General features: G+C 64.9%; 16 protein-coding genes. 4 read left to right on the top strand and 12 right to left on the bottom strand.

What is annotated here, in order from left to right:
- Positions 1-16: 16 nt before the first annotated feature.
- Genes IC761_RS13370 through IC761_RS13355 form a run of 4 tightly spaced genes read right to left on the bottom strand, consistent with a single transcriptional unit; the run spans position 17 to position 3,586 of the window.
- Positions 17-1,180, bottom strand: a complete 1,164-nt coding sequence (locus tag IC761_RS13370; RefSeq protein WP_195803698.1) for an ABC transporter permease — start codon at positions 1,178-1,180, stop codon at positions 17-19.
- Positions 1,177-2,109: an ABC transporter ATP-binding protein gene (locus tag IC761_RS13365; protein WP_195803697.1), complete on the bottom strand. Its 933-nt coding sequence runs from the start codon at positions 2,107-2,109 to the stop codon at positions 1,177-1,179. Before IC761_RS13365 ends, IC761_RS13370 begins: the two co-directional genes overlap by 4 nt.
- Positions 2,106-2,894 carry an HlyD family secretion protein gene (locus tag IC761_RS13360; RefSeq protein ID WP_195803696.1) on the bottom strand — a complete coding sequence of 263 codons (789 nt, stop codon included), beginning with the start codon at positions 2,892-2,894 and terminating at the stop codon, positions 2,106-2,108. The genes IC761_RS13365 and IC761_RS13360 overlap by 4 nt, the downstream gene beginning before the upstream one ends.
- Positions 2,891-3,586, bottom strand: a complete 696-nt coding sequence (locus IC761_RS13355; RefSeq protein ID WP_195803695.1) for a TetR/AcrR family transcriptional regulator — start codon at positions 3,584-3,586, stop codon at positions 2,891-2,893. The genes IC761_RS13360 and IC761_RS13355 overlap by 4 nt, the downstream gene beginning before the upstream one ends.
- 110 nt (positions 3,587-3,696) lie before the next feature.
- Between IC761_RS13355 and IC761_RS13350 the strand changes: the two genes are divergently transcribed.
- From IC761_RS13350 to IC761_RS13340, 3 genes are read left to right on the top strand one after another with little or no spacing between them, the layout of a single operon-like run.
- Positions 3,697-4,032 (top strand): ArsR/SmtB family transcription factor, encoded by a 336-nt coding sequence (locus IC761_RS13350; protein WP_195804639.1) that lies wholly within the window; start codon positions 3,697-3,699, stop codon positions 4,030-4,032.
- Complete coding sequence (locus tag IC761_RS13345) at positions 4,029-4,493, top strand: SRPBCC family protein (RefSeq protein WP_195803694.1); 465 nt, start codon at positions 4,029-4,031, stop codon at positions 4,491-4,493. The genes IC761_RS13350 and IC761_RS13345 overlap by 4 nt, the downstream gene beginning before the upstream one ends.
- Positions 4,494-4,505: 12 nt before the next feature.
- On the top strand, positions 4,506-4,919 hold the full coding sequence (locus IC761_RS13340; RefSeq protein ID WP_195803693.1) for a GFA family protein: 414 nt from the start codon (positions 4,506-4,508) through the stop codon (positions 4,917-4,919).
- 153 nt (positions 4,920-5,072) lie between these two features.
- On the opposite strand, the gene IC761_RS13335 is transcribed toward IC761_RS13340, so the two are convergent.
- Positions 5,073-5,483 carry a DUF2000 family protein gene (locus tag IC761_RS13335; RefSeq protein ID WP_195803692.1) on the bottom strand — a complete coding sequence of 137 codons (411 nt, stop codon included), beginning with the start codon at positions 5,481-5,483 and terminating at the stop codon, positions 5,073-5,075.
- A gap of 200 nt (positions 5,484-5,683) precedes the next feature.
- Between IC761_RS13335 and IC761_RS13330 the strand changes: the two genes are divergently transcribed.
- Positions 5,684-7,510 carry a CYTH and CHAD domain-containing protein gene (locus IC761_RS13330; protein ID WP_195803691.1) on the top strand — a complete coding sequence of 609 codons (1,827 nt, stop codon included), beginning with the start codon at positions 5,684-5,686 and terminating at the stop codon, positions 7,508-7,510.
- 6 nt (positions 7,511-7,516) lie between these two features.
- On the opposite strand, the gene IC761_RS13325 is transcribed toward IC761_RS13330, so the two are convergent.
- The 7 genes from IC761_RS13325 to IC761_RS13295 all read right to left on the bottom strand — a co-directional run bounded on the left by IC761_RS13325 (position 7,517) and on the right by IC761_RS13295 (position 13,870).
- Positions 7,517-7,906 carry a DUF4189 domain-containing protein gene (locus IC761_RS13325; RefSeq protein ID WP_195803690.1) on the bottom strand — a complete coding sequence of 130 codons (390 nt, stop codon included), beginning with the start codon at positions 7,904-7,906 and terminating at the stop codon, positions 7,517-7,519.
- Between the two features lie 184 nt (positions 7,907-8,090).
- On the bottom strand, positions 8,091-9,695 hold the full coding sequence (locus IC761_RS13320; RefSeq protein WP_195803689.1) for an NTP transferase domain-containing protein: 1,605 nt from the start codon (positions 9,693-9,695) through the stop codon (positions 8,091-8,093).
- Positions 9,692-10,393 (bottom strand): XdhC family protein, encoded by a 702-nt coding sequence (locus IC761_RS13315; protein ID WP_195803688.1) that lies wholly within the window; start codon positions 10,391-10,393, stop codon positions 9,692-9,694. Before IC761_RS13315 ends, IC761_RS13320 begins: the two co-directional genes overlap by 4 nt.
- Before the next feature lie 2 nt (positions 10,394-10,395).
- Positions 10,396-10,719, bottom strand: a complete 324-nt coding sequence (locus tag IC761_RS13310; protein WP_008564652.1) for an XdhC family protein — start codon at positions 10,717-10,719, stop codon at positions 10,396-10,398.
- 11 nt (positions 10,720-10,730) lie between these two features.
- Positions 10,731-11,933 carry a vWA domain-containing protein gene (locus IC761_RS13305; protein WP_195803687.1) on the bottom strand — a complete coding sequence of 401 codons (1,203 nt, stop codon included), beginning with the start codon at positions 11,931-11,933 and terminating at the stop codon, positions 10,731-10,733.
- Between the two features lie 145 nt (positions 11,934-12,078).
- On the bottom strand, positions 12,079-13,002 hold the full coding sequence (locus tag IC761_RS13300; protein ID WP_195803686.1) for an AAA family ATPase: 924 nt from the start codon (positions 13,000-13,002) through the stop codon (positions 12,079-12,081).
- A gap of 61 nt (positions 13,003-13,063) precedes the next feature.
- Positions 13,064-13,870, bottom strand: a complete 807-nt coding sequence (locus IC761_RS13295; RefSeq protein WP_195803685.1) for an FAD binding domain-containing protein — start codon at positions 13,868-13,870, stop codon at positions 13,064-13,066.
- Between the last annotated feature and the right edge of the window lie 3 nt (positions 13,871-13,873).

Raw genomic sequence — 13,873 nt, 5'->3', positions numbered from 1 at the left:
TCCGGGGCAGTTTGCCTCAATCCAGCGTGCGGCGGAAGCGCGTCACGGCGACGGTCATGGCGACCAGCATCAGGGCGGCGAGCGCCAGCGTGTCATAATGCAGATTCTGCATGGTCGCGCCCTTCAGCATGATGGCGCGGACGATGCGCAAGTAGTGCGTCAGCGGCAGGCACTCACCGACATATTGCGCCCAGACCGGCATGCCTGCGAACGGGAACATGAAGCCGGATAAGAGAATGCTCGGCAGGAAGAACATCATCGACATCTGCATGGCCTGGAGCTGGTTCTGCACCACCGTCGAAATCGTGTAGCCAATCGACAGGTTGGTGGCGATGAACAGTGTCGACAGCAACGCCAGCAGGAACACGTTGCCGAGCAGAGGCACGCCGAACAGCAGCACGCCGATCCCGATGATCAGGAAGGCCTGGACGAAGCCGACCAGCACGTAGGGGATGATCTTGCCGAACATCACCTCGACCGGCTTGATCGGCATCGACAACAGGGCTTCCATGGTGCCGCGCTCGACCTCGCGCGTGACCGAGAGCGCGGTGAAGATCAGCATGGTCATGGTGAGGATGGTGCCGACCAGGCCCGGCACGATGTTGAGGCTGGAGGACGCGGCCGGATTGTAGCGGGCATGGGCGCGGATCTCGAACGGCATCTCCGGCGGATCGCCGATGTAGAGATCGTGGGCAAGCGCAGTCTGCACGATCATGCCGAGCGAGCCGAGGGCTGCGCTCGCCGCCACCGGATCGGTCGCATCGGCCGCCACCAGCAACGCCGGCTTGTCGCCGCGCCGCACCGCGCGCTCGAAGCCGCGCGGGATCTCGACGCCGAACAGCACCTTGCCGGACTTCAAGAGATTGTCGAACTCGTCGACGTCGTGGACCTCGTAGATAAAGCGATAATAGGCGGTGTTCTCCAGCGCCTTCAGGATGGAGCGGGCGAGATCAGAGTCCTCCTGGAGCAGCACCGCACTCGGCAGATTGTGCGGCGTGGTGTTGATGGCGTAGCCGAACAGCAGGAGCTGCATCACCGGCAGCATCACGATCATCGCAAACGAGACGCGGTCACGCTTGAGCTGGATGAACTCCTTGATCAGCATCGCATAGGAGCGCTTCCAGAAGCCGAAGCGCTCCCGGATCTCGTGCGCTGACGCGGGGCGATCGACGCCGCTCATTGGAAATTGTCCTTCGAGCGGCTCATCAGCTCGATGAACACGTCTTCCAGCGATGGCGACGCCTTTTGCCAATGCAGGCCGCTCTTCTCGCGCCATGGCGCGATGCTCGCCTCAAGCGCCGCAACGTCGCGGCCCGAGACGTGCAGCGAGGTGCCGAACGGCGCCACCATGTCGACACCTGGCTTGCCGGTGAGCGCGGCGGTAAGGTCGTTCAGATCATCGCCTGTCACGGTGTAGGTCGTCAGCGCGGATCCTGCGATCACCTCCTCCACCGTCCCGTGGGTGAGCAGATGGCCGTAGGCGATGTACGCGATCTCGTGACAGCGCTCGGCCTCGTCCATGTAGTGGGTCGAGACCAGCACGGTGAGGCCCTCGGCCGCGAGCGCGTGGATCTCGTTCCAGAAATCGCGCCGCGCCTTGGGGTCGACGCCGGCGGTCGGCTCATCAAGCAAGAGGAGTTGCGGGCTCGGCAGCGTGCAGGCGCCCAGCGCCAGCCGCTGCTTCCAGCCGCCGGAGAGCTCGCCGGCAAGCTGCTCTTCGCGACCGGACAGCCCGAGCCGCTTGATCATGTCGCGCGCGGCGCCGCGCGCATCGGTGAGGCCGTAGAGCCGCGCGACGAATTCGAGATTCTCGCGCACCGAGAGATCCTGGTAGAGGCTGAAGCGCTGGGTCATGTAGCCGACCTGGCGCTTGATCTTGTCGGCGTCCTTCAGGATGTCGTAGCCGAGGCAGGTACCCTCGCCACTATCGGGCGTCAGCAGGCCGCAGAGAATGCGGATGGTGGTGGTCTTGCCCGAGCCGTTCGGCCCGAGAAAGCCGTAGATCGAGCCGCGCTTCACCTGCATCGACAGATCGTGCACGACCTCGCGGCCGCCAAACGACTTCGTCAGGCCCTTGACCTCGATCGCGATGCCGTTGCCGCCGCTCATCGCTTGTCCGCCATCGGTGTCTTCGGATTGAGGTAGACGTCGATCGGCTGTCCGACACGCAAGGCATCGGGCCGCGAGGGTCGCGCCTGGATCAGATAGACGAGCTTGTTGCGCTCTTCGAGGCTGTAGATCACGGGTGGCGTGTATTCGGCCGCAGTCGCGATGAAATAGATCTTGGCGGTGAGATCGGCGGCACAATTGTCGCAAGCGATCCGCACCTCGTCGCCGATCGAAAGCTTCGGCAGCTCGGTCTCCGGCACGAAGAAGCGCAGCTTCATGTTGCCGGGCGGCATGATCGAGAGCACCGGCCGCTGCGCCGCCACCATCTCGCCCTCGCGAAAATAGATCTGCTGGATGGTGCCGGCGACCGGCGCAAATCCCTTTCGGCGCGCCAGCCGCGTCTCCGACGTTACCACCCGCGCCTGCGCGACCCGCAGATCCGAGACGGCGGAGTCGAGCGTCGCCTGCGTGCCCGAGCCGGTCTTGCGGAGGGAATCCGCGCGATCAAACACCTGCTGCGCATTCGCCAGCGTCGCCTTGGTCTGGTTGAGATCGGCGAGCTGAAGATCGTCATCGACGGAATAGAGGGCGTCGCCGACCTTCACCACCTCGCCTTCGCGGATGTCGAGCTTCGTCACGCGTCCCGCTTCGTCCGGGCTGACATAGATCATGTCGGCCTCGACCCAGCCCTGGAAACCGGGATCACGCTTTTCGTTGCAACCGGCAAGCGCGGTTGCGAGCGCGGCGGCCAATGCGATTGCAAATATCCTTTGCGACGACCTCATGTCGTCCTCCGTTCGCCAAAAATCAAATCGAGATGGACGCGCAGCATGTCCTGCGCGTCGAGCGGCGCATGCCGCGCAAACAGGCTCTGCCAGATCACCGCGATCATCGCAGGCGCGACCAGGATCTGCGGATAGCGCGCAAGGTCCTTTTCGCGGATCTCGCCGCGCGCGATGCCGAGCTCGATCAGCGCGCGCATGCCGGCAATCCCGCGCGAAACGACCTCGCGATAGTAGAAATCCGCAACGGACGGAAAGCGCGGGCCCTCCGCCACGATCAGGCGTACCAGGTCGCCGCGCTTGGTGCCGATCACCTCTTTCAGGAAGTTGCCGGCAAAGGCCTCGATGAGATCGCGCACCGGGCCCGTCGGCGGCGGCAATGCAGTGAGCCGCGCCACCACCGGCACAATCACTGTGCGCACCAGCTCCTCGAACATCGATTCCTTGTCCTTGAAGTGCAGGTAGATCGTGCCCTTGGCGACACCGGCGCGCTTGGCGATGTCATCGAGCCGCGTCGCGGCAAAGCCGCGGGCGATGAACTCGTCCATCGCGGCCTCCACGATCGCCGCACGGCGCTCCGCCGCGCGCATGGCGCGGCTCGACGCGGGAGCGGCGACGTCCCCGCCAGCTTCGGGACTTTCGTTCCCTGCTTGGACGACGGATGTCGCGACGGCTTTGGCGGACTTCTTTGTCATTTCTCATCAATGACTGACTAGTCAGTCAATGTCAATTGAAAATCAGACGGTCCGCCCAGCCGGGTTAAATTAGCATTGACTAATGAATTAGCGAATGCTAATTGATCGACATGTTCGAAGCCGCCCCCCATCCTGTCACCGCGGTGATGCGCGCCCTCGCCGATCCGACCCGCCGCGCAGTGTTCGAGCGCGTGTTCGACAGCAAGGAGATCAGCGTCGCCGAGCTGACGCGCGGCAGCGGCGTGACGCAGGGCGCGATCTCGCAACATTTGAAATCATTGAAGCAGGCCGGCCTCGTCGCCGAGCGCGCCGAGGGCCGCAACGTTTACTACCGCACCGCGCCGCAAGGTCTCGAGCCGTTGGTCAGCTGGATGGATCATTACGGCGTCTTCTGGCGCGAGCGCTTCCAGAACCTGCGTGACCTCTTGAAGGAGATCGACCCGTGAGTGCAGCCGCGTTGAAAGCCGAGACCAAGGACATCGTCATCGACGAGGTGCTCCCGCATGCGCCGGAGACGGTCTGGAAGGTGCTGACAAGCGCGCAGCTGATCGCGCGGTGGCTGATGCCGCCGACCGGATTCGAGGCCGTGGAAGGAAACACCTTCACGTATCAGACCACGCCGGGCGGCAACTGGGACGGCGTCATTCATTGCCGCGTCCTGGAGGTGGTACCGAACCGGCGTCTCGTATACGCCTGGAAGGGCGGTCACGAAGGCAATGTCGGCTATGGCGCCCCGCTCGACACGATCGTCACCTGGTCCCTCGCCCCGGTCGAAGCCGGCACGCGGATCCGTCTGGTTCATGCGGGCTTCGTCATGCCCAGAAACGACAGTGCCTACACCATCATGAGCGGCGGCTGGAAGAAGGTCGTCCGCCAGCTCGACGAGATCAGCGGCGAAGGAAAGTAAGGAGTGATGGACATGACCAGGCCCTATACCGGCGGCTGCGCCTGCGGCGCGATCCGTTATTCGATTGCAGGCGAGCCCCTGTTCGCCAACCACTGCCAGTGCCGGGACTGCCAGCGTGAAAGCGGCACCGGCCATGGCTCCTACGCCACCTTCGCGCGCGCCGGCGTCACCGTGACGGGCGAGGCCAAGCGGTGGGATATGGTCGGTGACAGCGGTAATGTGAAGACGCGCGCCTTCTGCGCCGAGTGTGGCCTGCCGGTCTACATGACCTTCGCAACGCGGCCCGACATCTTCACCATTCGCGCCGCGAGCCTCGACGAGCCAGCCCGTTACAAGCCGCAGGCGGTCACCTACGCCGCGCGCGGACATGACTGGGATCATCTCGATCAGGCACTGACGAAGTTCGAGACCATGCCGCCGGGTTGAAGCGCCTGGTGCACTGCCTCTCCCGCTTGCGGAGAGGGTTGGGAAGAGAGTCTTTCCACAACGGGATAATCTCCAAGCGGATAGAGCCCTCACCCGCGCCTTCGGCGCGACCTCTCCCGCAAGCGGGAGAGGTGAAACCAACTGGCACCTTTTTCAACTATGGAACCTCAGACCATCGACGATCTTGTCGATCACTTTGCGCTCGGCGCGCATCGCGATGCCGACGAGATTGAGACCGGTCCGCGCGACCGCCTTCACCACCTCGCGATTGGCCGCATCGTGCGCGGTCTTGAACATGTCCTCGGTGTAGATCGCCGGTGTGACATTGCGCGTGAGCGCACGATCGAGTGCACGCGACAGCGCTGGGCCATCGGCGCTGTAGATCAGAATCGGCTGGCCGATCAGCGCAAGATATTTGGTTGCCGAGGCGTCTTCATAGGCATCGCCGATGCATTCCGGAAAGGCGGCTGCGACGCCGCTGGTCAGGAACGACGCGACATTGAGCTTCTGCCAAGCCTGGAGATCGTGGCGGATAATGACGGCAATCTTCGTGTCGAACAGCATGAATCCTCGCACACTTCCAAGCGGCTGGAAAGAAAAGGAAATTCCTCGCGCAGCGCTTGCAGCCGTGAATGTAACCCGAACTGACCTGTCGATCACAGCTCGCAAATTTTTCAATGGAGATGCGGCCGGCCACGCTTCTCTCCGCGGGTCGAGTGGGCTATATCTCGCGATCCCTGTCATTGAACTGTCACAAACTGCGAATGTCGGAAACTGGTGCGATAAAGCGGACCCTCGAACACCTGCAGCGTCCGGCAAAGACGACCAACGGTCATCCCTTCCCGGCGGACGGGAAGACTATCGCGACCGCCGACGCGTCCAGCGCAGGGCCGGGTTCCCCTGACGGCGCACTCTCGCCCAACGAGTCGTCTGAGGTCGATCTCTCCGGTGATGCAGCGCGCGCCGAGCCAACGGCACCGGAGACCCCTCCGTCCCCCGACGTTGCGACACACACCACCGAAATCGAGCTCAAGCTGCTCGTCGATGCCGTGCGCCTGGCCGATTTCGGCAACGCGCCCTTCATCGCGGCGAACGCGCGCAACAAGGGCGCGCGAAAGCACCTCAAGGCGGTCTACTACGACACGCCCAAGCGCGCGCTTCAGCGCAACGGGCTGAGCTTTCGGGTCCGCCAGAGCGGCGCGCGCTTCACGCAAACCGTGAAGGCGGAATTCGATAACGATCCGCTCCGGCGCGGCGAATGGGAGGCAGCCGTGCCCTCCCTTGCGCCCGACATCGCGCTGGCGCTGCCCTTCATCCCGGACAAGCTGCCGGCCGATCTCGAACGCCATCCGCTGGAAGCCGTCTTCACCACCGACATTCACCGGCATCAGCGCGTCGTCGACTTGCCGTCCGGCACGGTCGAGGTCGCCTTCGACCAGGGTCATCTCAAATCCGGCGATCGCTCCCTGCCGGTCAGCGAGATCGAGCTGGAGCTCAAGGCGGGCAGCCCGTCCGCCATCTGGGAGCTCGCGCTCCGGCTCGCCGAGCATGGGCCGGTGAGAGCTTCGATCCGGAGCAAATCCGCGCGAGGCTTCGATCTCGCGGCCGACACTCCGCCGGGGGCGCCGAAGCCACCGAAGCTTCGTCTCGATCCATCCATATCGCTCGATGAGGCCTTTTCCGAGATTCTGCGGTCCTGTTTTCGGCATCTGCTCCAATCGCTGCCTGCCGCCGAGGACGGTCGCGATCCGGAGGGGATGCACCAGCTGCGCGTCGCGCTGCGGCGGCTGCGATCCGCACTCGACCTGATGCGATCTGTGGTGGCGTTGAACAAGCTCGACCTGCTCCGCGCCGAGGCGAAATGGCTTGCCGGAAGTCTCTCCGGCGCACGCGATTGGGACGTTTTCCGACAGGAGACGTTGCGGACGGTCGCGGATGGTTGTCCGTCCGTCGCCGGCTTCGACACGCTGGGGGAGCTCGCTGAGGGACGCCGCGCGACTTGTTACGACAAGGCCCGCCTCGCCCTCGCCAACCGGCGATGCTCGTATTTCGTGATCGGGCTCGGCGGCTGGATCGAAGCACGCGGCTGGCGGAGCGAAATTGCTCCCGAGGGTTTGGCGCAACTGGCGGAGCCGGCAATCAACTTCGCACGGAACATCCTGTCAGCGCAGCATGCGAAGGTGCTGAAGCGCGGCCGCCGCTTCAAATCGCTGGCGACGGAGGACCGGCACCGGGTCCGTCTCGCCGCGAAGAAGTTGCGTTATGTCGCCGACTTCCTGCTGCCGCTCTGCGGGCAGCGCAAATCCACCAAACGCTTCTCGCGCAGGCTCGCCGACCTGCAACAGGAGCTCGGGGTCTACAACGATATGGCGACGACGACATCACTGCTTGCAGATGTCGACGCGGGATCCACAGGCAGCGGCATGGCGGCGGCGGCCATCGCCGGCTGGCAGGCCCATGCCATGGTCGGCGTCGAAACGCGCCTGCTGAAAGCCTGGTCGGAATTCACCAGGACGAAGGCGCCCTGGTCGATGGACGCGCAGGAGCAAGTGACGAGGCTACCGCAAGGCCCCTCAGGGTGGCTGCGCTAGCTATTGCTAGCCTTTGGCGTCGCAAGCCCAGGCGCGGATCACGCATTCCTTGCCGCCATATTTGTAGCATTCGCGCGTCGCGGCATTGAGCGAAGCCGATATCTTCGGCTTGACCGCATAGCCATAGGCGCCGCAGGGGTTGGCCATATCGACCGACATCGCCGCGCAGGCGTGCTTCATCGTCACCGTCGTGCACTCGCCCCTGCACTGCTTCTGCGCCGCGGCACGGGCTTCGTGCTCCGCGCCATAATCATAGGCCTGGCCATAGGCGCCGCACTTGCCGACCGCAAACGCGCCGGCAGCATTGGCTTCGGTGATATGGCGGGCGCCGGCGGCACAAACCGACAGCGCAAAGAAAAACATCGCGCAACGGCGCGCGACGACGTTCGAAGCCATGGAAAAACCCCTCCCCCCAAGGCAGGTGGAGGCGACTCTAAGCGGCGGTCGTTTCCAGATGGTGAACGGGCGGTTGAAATCAGTGCCTGTAGGGTGGCCAAAGGCGCGAAGCGCCGTGCCCACCATCCATCAACACCGTCTTTCGAAATTGGTGGACACGCGGCGCTTTGCCCGCCCTACGGCGTCATCCGCGCCGTGCCGCTTCCAAGGCCTGCGGCGTGTCGATGTCGAGGAAGGCGCCCTCGCCGTCGACAGGCACTTCGGCAACCGCCTCCGTGTGCCTGGCGATCAGATGCCGCGCGCCGACATCGCCGTCGAGCGTCATCAACTCCTTGAAGAAGCGGCGCGACCACAGCACGGGGTTGCCGCGGCGTCCTTCGCTGACGGGCACGACGATGAGGTTGCCGCGGTCCGGCGCAAAGCCGTCGATGAGGCGGTCGATCAGGCCGGCATCGATCAGCGGCATGTCGCCGAGACAGACCACGGCTCCGTCGCTCGCTTCAGACACGGCCGCAATGCCGGCCTTGACCGAGCTTGCGATGCCGCCGGCGAAATCCGGATTCCTGACGAAACGCACCTTCAGGCCTTGCAGCGCCTGCTCGACCAGCTCGGTCTGATGGCCGGTGACGACGATCACCTCGGATGCCTTGGAGGCGAGCGCCTGCTCGGTCGCAATCCGCACCAGCTTCTTGCCGTCGATCTCGGCCAAAAGCTTGTTCGGCCCGCCCATGCGGGTCGAGCGGCCCGCTGCGAGCACGATCGCGGCGACCTGGCTGTTGCCCTCGATCTCCGGCTTGGCGCGCGGCTGCGGCCGCGTGACGATCTCCATCAGCAGACCGCCAACGCCCATGCCCATCAGCTCGGAGCGCGTTACCTTGATGCCGGCGAGGAGCCGCATCAGCACCCAGTCAAAACCGTTCTCGACCGGCGAGCGCGCGCAGCCCGGCGCGCCCAGCACCGGCACGCCACCGGCGCGTGCGATCAGCAGCAGATTGCCTGGATCGACTGGCATGCCGAAATGCTCGATCTCGCCGCCGATTTCCGTGACGGCCGCAGGGATGACGTCGCGGCGATCCGCGATCGCCGACGCCCCGAACACGATGACGAGTTCGGCACCAAGCCCAAGCAGCTCCTTGATCGCAGCAGAGAGAGCACGCTCGTCGTGCTGCACCCGCCGCTCGGCGATGATGCTGGCGCCGGCCGGCGCAAGCCGCTCGGCGGTGACGCGCAGCGTCTTGTCCACGACCTTCGAGGACAGGCCCGGCAGCAGCGTCGAGACCACGCCGACGCGCTTGATGACGTAGGGCGCGACCTTCAGCACGTCCTTGCCGGCGGCCTTGACCGCGGCATCGCGCAAATTGCCTTCGACGCCGAACGGAATGATCTTGACGGTGCCGACCATCTCGCCCTCGACCACCGGCTTGAAGGCGGAGAGCGTGGCGAAGGTGATGGCCTCATCGATATTGTTGATGCGGTCGACCGCGGCGCGGTCGATCACCAGCACGCCCGGGCTTGCGGCGAACAGATTGGCGCGGCCGGTGAAGGCGCGCTCGACATGGATGCCCTCGCCGCCGATGGCAAGCGCGATGCTGGCGGCGGCGACGTCCTCGGAGACGTCGCCCTGCTCCATGCGTACCACCACGACATCCTTGATGCCGGCGCGCGTGAGCGCCTCGACTTCGGCAGGGCCGATCGTGGTGCCTTTCTTCAGCACCAGCGGACCCTGGCGCAGGGTGTGCACGGTCACCCCGCCGATCGCATCCTTGGGGCTCGCCGGGCCGAACTTCATGCCGCTTCTTCTTTTTCTTTGGGAGGCAGCCGAAGTACCGCGGTGATCTCGGCCATGATCGATACGGCAATCTCGGACGGCGACACCGCGCCGATCGCAAGGCCAATGGGCGCGTGGATGCGCGAGATATCGCTATCCTTGGCACCCTGCGCTCGCAGCCGGTCGCCGCGCTTGGCGTGCGTCTTCCGTGAGCCGAGCGCACCGATATAGAAACAGTTGCGCTCGAAGGCGTGCAGCAGTGCGGGATCGTCGATCTTGGGGTCGTGCGTCACCGCGACGAACGCCGTGTAGGCATCGACATTGAGCGGCGGCAGCGCGGTGTCGGGCCATTCGGCGACCAGCGGAATGTCGGGGAAGCGCTCCGGGCTCGCAAAGGCCGTGCGCGGATCGACCACGATTACGTCGTAGCCGAGCGAGCGCGCCAGCGGCGCCAGGGCCTGACTGATATGGACCGCACCGATGATGACGAGTTTTGCGGTCGGCGCATAGACGTTGAAGAACAGTTTCTTGCCGCCGGCCTCGACATTGGCGCTCTTGCCCATGCGAAGCTGCTTTTCCAATTCGGCGCGCAGCGGATCCTTGGCGAAATCCGCTGATTTCACCAGGCGCTGCTCGCCGCTCTCGGTGTCCGTCACCAGGATCGCCGGCCGGCGCGCGGCGCGCTCGGCATTGAGTTCGTGCAAAATTGCGAGCTTCACGGCTAGCCGACTTTCTCGACGAAGACACGGATGGTGCCGCCGCAGGACAGCCCGACATTCCAGGCCGTCTCGTCGGCGACGCCAAACTCCAGCATTTTTGGCTTGCCGCTCTCGATCACGTCCATGGCCTCGGTGACCACGGCGCCCTCGACGCAGCCGCCGGAGACAGAGCCCAGGAAGGTACCTTCATCGTTGATGACGAGGCTCGAGCCCGCCGGGCGCGGGGCCGAACCCCAGGTCTCAACGACAGTTGCCAGTGCGACGCCACGGCCGGCCTTCTGCCAGTCCTCCGCCGCCTTCAGAATATCCTCGTCACGATCGAGCATGGTGGGCCTCTTTAGGCTGCGGAGCGGATCAGGCTGCGGTGATGCGGCGGCAGCGGCCGGGACAGCGTGGTGATCAGCTCCTGGATCGAGCTCAAATTATGTACCGGGCGGAATTCGTCAACGTGCGGAAGCATCATTTTGATGCCCTGCGCCTTGGCCTCGAAGCCGCCGAAGCGCAGCAGCGGGTTGAGCCAGATCAGCCGCCGGCAGGAGCGGTGCAGCCGGTCCATCTCGAAAGCGAGCTTGGAATCGGCCTCCCGCTCCAGCCCGTCGGAGATCAAGAGCACGATAGCGCCCTGGCTCAGCACGCGCCGCGCCCACAATTTGTTGAAGTTGTGCAGCGAGGCCGAGATCCGCGTGCCTCCTGCCCAGTCCTCGACCGCCGCCGAGCAGCTTGCGAGCGCCTCGTCGGGATCGCGCTGGCGCAATGCACGGGTCACATTGGTGAGCCGCGTGCCGAACAGGAACACCGAGACGCGCTTGCGCGCGTCGCCGATGGCGTGGAGGAAGTGCAGGAACAGGCGGGTGTATTCGCTCATCGAGCCCGAGATATCGAGCAGCGCCACGATCGGCGCCGGCTTCTCGATCCGCCCGAGGCGATGGATGTCGATGATGTCGCCGCCGGTGCGCAAGGACGCGCGCAGCGTGCGGCGCAAATCGAGGCGAAGGCCGCGGGAATCGGGCCGGTGCCGGCGCGTCAGAAGCTCGGCCTGCGGCAGTCGCATCCGCTCGATGGCGCGAAGCGCTTCCGTGATCTCCGCCGCGCTCATCTGCGCAAAATCCTTCTTCTGAAGGATCTCCTTGTCGGAGACCGACAGGCGCAGATCCTGCTCCTGGTGCTGCGGCGTCTCGGTCATGCGCGGCTGCGACATCGCCTCCTGCACGCGGCGGGCACCTGCCTGCGGCTTCTTCTTGGCCTGGTCCGGCAGCGGCACCGAATCCAGCATGTGCTTCCACTCCTCCGAGGCGCGAAAGAACAGGTTGAAGGCCTGCTTGAAGATCAGCGCGTGCTCGTGGCGCTTGACGAAGATCGCCTCCAGCGTGGTGAAGACATCGGCGCGGTTGCCGATGTCGATCACCGGAAGCGCGTTCATGGCATCGATCACCGCGCCCGGACCGACCGGCATGCCCGCCGCGCGCAGCGCGCGAGCGAAGCCAACAATGTTATCGGCGAACTGCTCGGTCTGCTCAGGCGCAAGGTGATTGATGGCCATGTATCTACACTCTCAGCCGTCATTCCGGGGCGCGCCACTTGGCGCGAGCCCGGAATCCATTCATCCATTAACGCTGCCGCCCGATGGATTCCGGGTTCGCGCTACGCGCGCCCCGGAACGACGAGTTAGTTATGGGGCGCGCGCGTCAAGTCTCGCTCGTCGCTTCCTTCAGCACCTTCTGCAAGGTGTCGCCCTGCATCCGGGTGATGTCGTCCTGGTACTTGAGCAGCGCGCCCAGCGTGTCGCCGACGACTTGCGGCGTCAGCGAACGGGCGTCGAGCTCCGACAGCGCGGTGGCCCAGTCGATGGTCTCGGCGACGCCGGGTGACTTGTAGAAGTCCTGGTTGCGCAGCGCCTGCACGAAGCGCACGACCTGCTGCGACAGCTTTGCCGAGATGCCGGGCACGCGCGACTTCACAATCGCGAGCTCGCGCTCGGCCGCGGGGTAGTCGACCCAGTGATAGAGGCAGCGCCGCTTCAGCGCGTCGTGGATCTCGCGGGTGCGGTTGGAGGTGATAATGACGATCGGCGGATGCGGCGCCTTCACGGTGCCGAATTCGGGGATGGTCACCTGGAAGTCGCTGAGGATTTCGAGCAGATATGCCTCGAACGCCTCGTCGGCGCGATCGAGCTCGTCGATCAGCAGCACCGGCGGACCGGCCACGTCGGGCTCCAGCGCCTGGAGCAGCGGCCGCTTGATCATGTAGCGGTCGGCGAAGATGTCGGAGGACAGCTGCTCGCGATCGGTATCTCCGGCGGCTTCCGCCATCCGGATCGCGATCATCTGCGCAGCGCTGTTCCACTCATAAACCGCCGAGGAGACGTCGAGACCTTCGTAGCACTGGAGGCGGATCAGCTTGCGCCCCAGCGCCGCCGACAGCACTTTTGCGATCTCGGTCTTGCCGACGCCGGCCTCGCCTTCCAGGAACAGCGGCCGGCCCATGCGCAGCGACAGGTACGTCACCGTCGCCAGCGACCGCTCGGCCAGATAGCCGCGCGAGGTCAAGAGTTCGAGCATCGCATCGACCGATGCCGGCAAGGCACTGGAAGAATTGGCCGAAAGAGTCATGAAAGAGCCAGTCTCGCTACGCCCTCACAAGGGGCAAGTATCGGGCCAGTTGGCGGCCCGCTTATTCCTTTGCGTTGGCGGCTTCGACGGCGCGCCGGGTCAGCACGCCGATGAGATGTGCACGGTATTCGGCGCTGCCATGGATGTCGCTGTTCAGACCTTCCGCCGGCAGGTCGATGCCTTCCAGCACCTTTGACGAGAACCGCTTCTTCAACGCTTCCTCGTACGCCTCGACGCGGAACACGCCGTCCGAGCCTGCGCCGGTGACGGCGACACACACGTCCGACGGACGCCGCGCCACGAATACGCCGACCAGCGCGTAACGCGAGGCCTGGTTGCGGAACTTGATATAGGCCGCCTTCTTCGGCAGCGGGAACATCACCTTGGTGATGATCTCGTCGGCTTCCAGTGCGGTCGAGAACAGGCCCTGGAAATACTCTTCGGCCTTGAGGCGGCGCTTGTTGGTGACGATGGTCGCCCCCAGCGCGAGCACGGCGGCAGGGTAATCGGCGGTCGGATCGTTGTTGGCGAGCGAGCCGCCGATCGTGCCGCGATGACGCACCGCGGGATCGCCGATCTGGCTGGCAAGATTTGCGAGCGCCGGGATCGCCTCGCCGACGATGGCCGAGGTCGCGACCTCGGCGTGCTTGGCGGTGGCGCCGATCACCAGCGAACGGCCCTTCATCTCGATGGTATTGAGCCCCTCGATATGGGAGAGGTCGACCAGATGCGGCGGGCTTGCGAGACGCTGCTTCATCACGGGAATCAGCGTATGGCCGCCGGCAATCACCTTGGCGTCTTCGTTCTTCACCAGCAAATTGGCCGCCTGCCGCACGGTCCCGGGGCGGTGGTATTTGAATTCGTACATCTT

Origin of the sequence: Bradyrhizobium commune (assembly GCF_015624505.1) — a bacterium.
GTDB lineage: Bacteria > Pseudomonadota > Alphaproteobacteria > Rhizobiales > Xanthobacteraceae > Bradyrhizobium > Bradyrhizobium commune.
The sequence above is the reverse complement of the archived record's forward strand: the minus strand, read 5'-3'. Positions and strand labels throughout refer to the sequence as shown.

Excerpts from the sequence above, each read along its gene's own strand:
- IC761_RS13370 (WP_195803698.1), bottom strand. The coding sequence starts at position 1,180 with ATGAGCGGCGTCGATCGCCCCGCGTCAGCGCACGAGATCCGGGAGCGC.
- IC761_RS13365 (WP_195803697.1), bottom strand. The coding sequence starts at position 2,109 with ATGAGCGGCGGCAACGGCATCGCGATCGAGGTCAAGGGCCTGACGAAG.
- IC761_RS13360 (WP_195803696.1), bottom strand. The coding sequence starts at position 2,894 with ATGAGGTCGTCGCAAAGGATATTTGCAATCGCATTGGCCGCCGCGCTC.
- IC761_RS13355 (WP_195803695.1), bottom strand. The coding sequence starts at position 3,586 with ATGACAAAGAAGTCCGCCAAAGCCGTCGCGACATCCGTCGTCCAAGCA.
- IC761_RS13350 (WP_195804639.1), top strand. The coding sequence starts at position 3,697 with ATGTTCGAAGCCGCCCCCCATCCTGTCACCGCGGTGATGCGCGCCCTC.
- IC761_RS13340 (WP_195803693.1), top strand. The coding sequence starts at position 4,506 with ATGACCAGGCCCTATACCGGCGGCTGCGCCTGCGGCGCGATCCGTTAT.
- IC761_RS13335 (WP_195803692.1), bottom strand. The coding sequence starts at position 5,483 with ATGCTGTTCGACACGAAGATTGCCGTCATTATCCGCCACGATCTCCAG.
- IC761_RS13330 (WP_195803691.1), top strand. The coding sequence starts at position 5,684 with ATGTCGGAAACTGGTGCGATAAAGCGGACCCTCGAACACCTGCAGCGT.
- IC761_RS13325 (WP_195803690.1), bottom strand. The coding sequence starts at position 7,906 with ATGGCTTCGAACGTCGTCGCGCGCCGTTGCGCGATGTTTTTCTTTGCG.
- IC761_RS13320 (WP_195803689.1), bottom strand. The coding sequence starts at position 9,695 with ATGAAGTTCGGCCCGGCGAGCCCCAAGGATGCGATCGGCGGGGTGACC.
- IC761_RS13310 (WP_008564652.1), bottom strand. The coding sequence starts at position 10,719 with ATGCTCGATCGTGACGAGGATATTCTGAAGGCGGCGGAGGACTGGCAG.
- IC761_RS13305 (WP_195803687.1), bottom strand. The coding sequence starts at position 11,933 with ATGGCCATCAATCACCTTGCGCCTGAGCAGACCGAGCAGTTCGCCGAT.
- IC761_RS13300 (WP_195803686.1), bottom strand. The coding sequence starts at position 13,002 with ATGACTCTTTCGGCCAATTCTTCCAGTGCCTTGCCGGCATCGGTCGAT.
- IC761_RS13295 (WP_195803685.1), bottom strand. The coding sequence starts at position 13,870 with ATGTACGAATTCAAATACCACCGCCCCGGGACCGTGCGGCAGGCGGCC.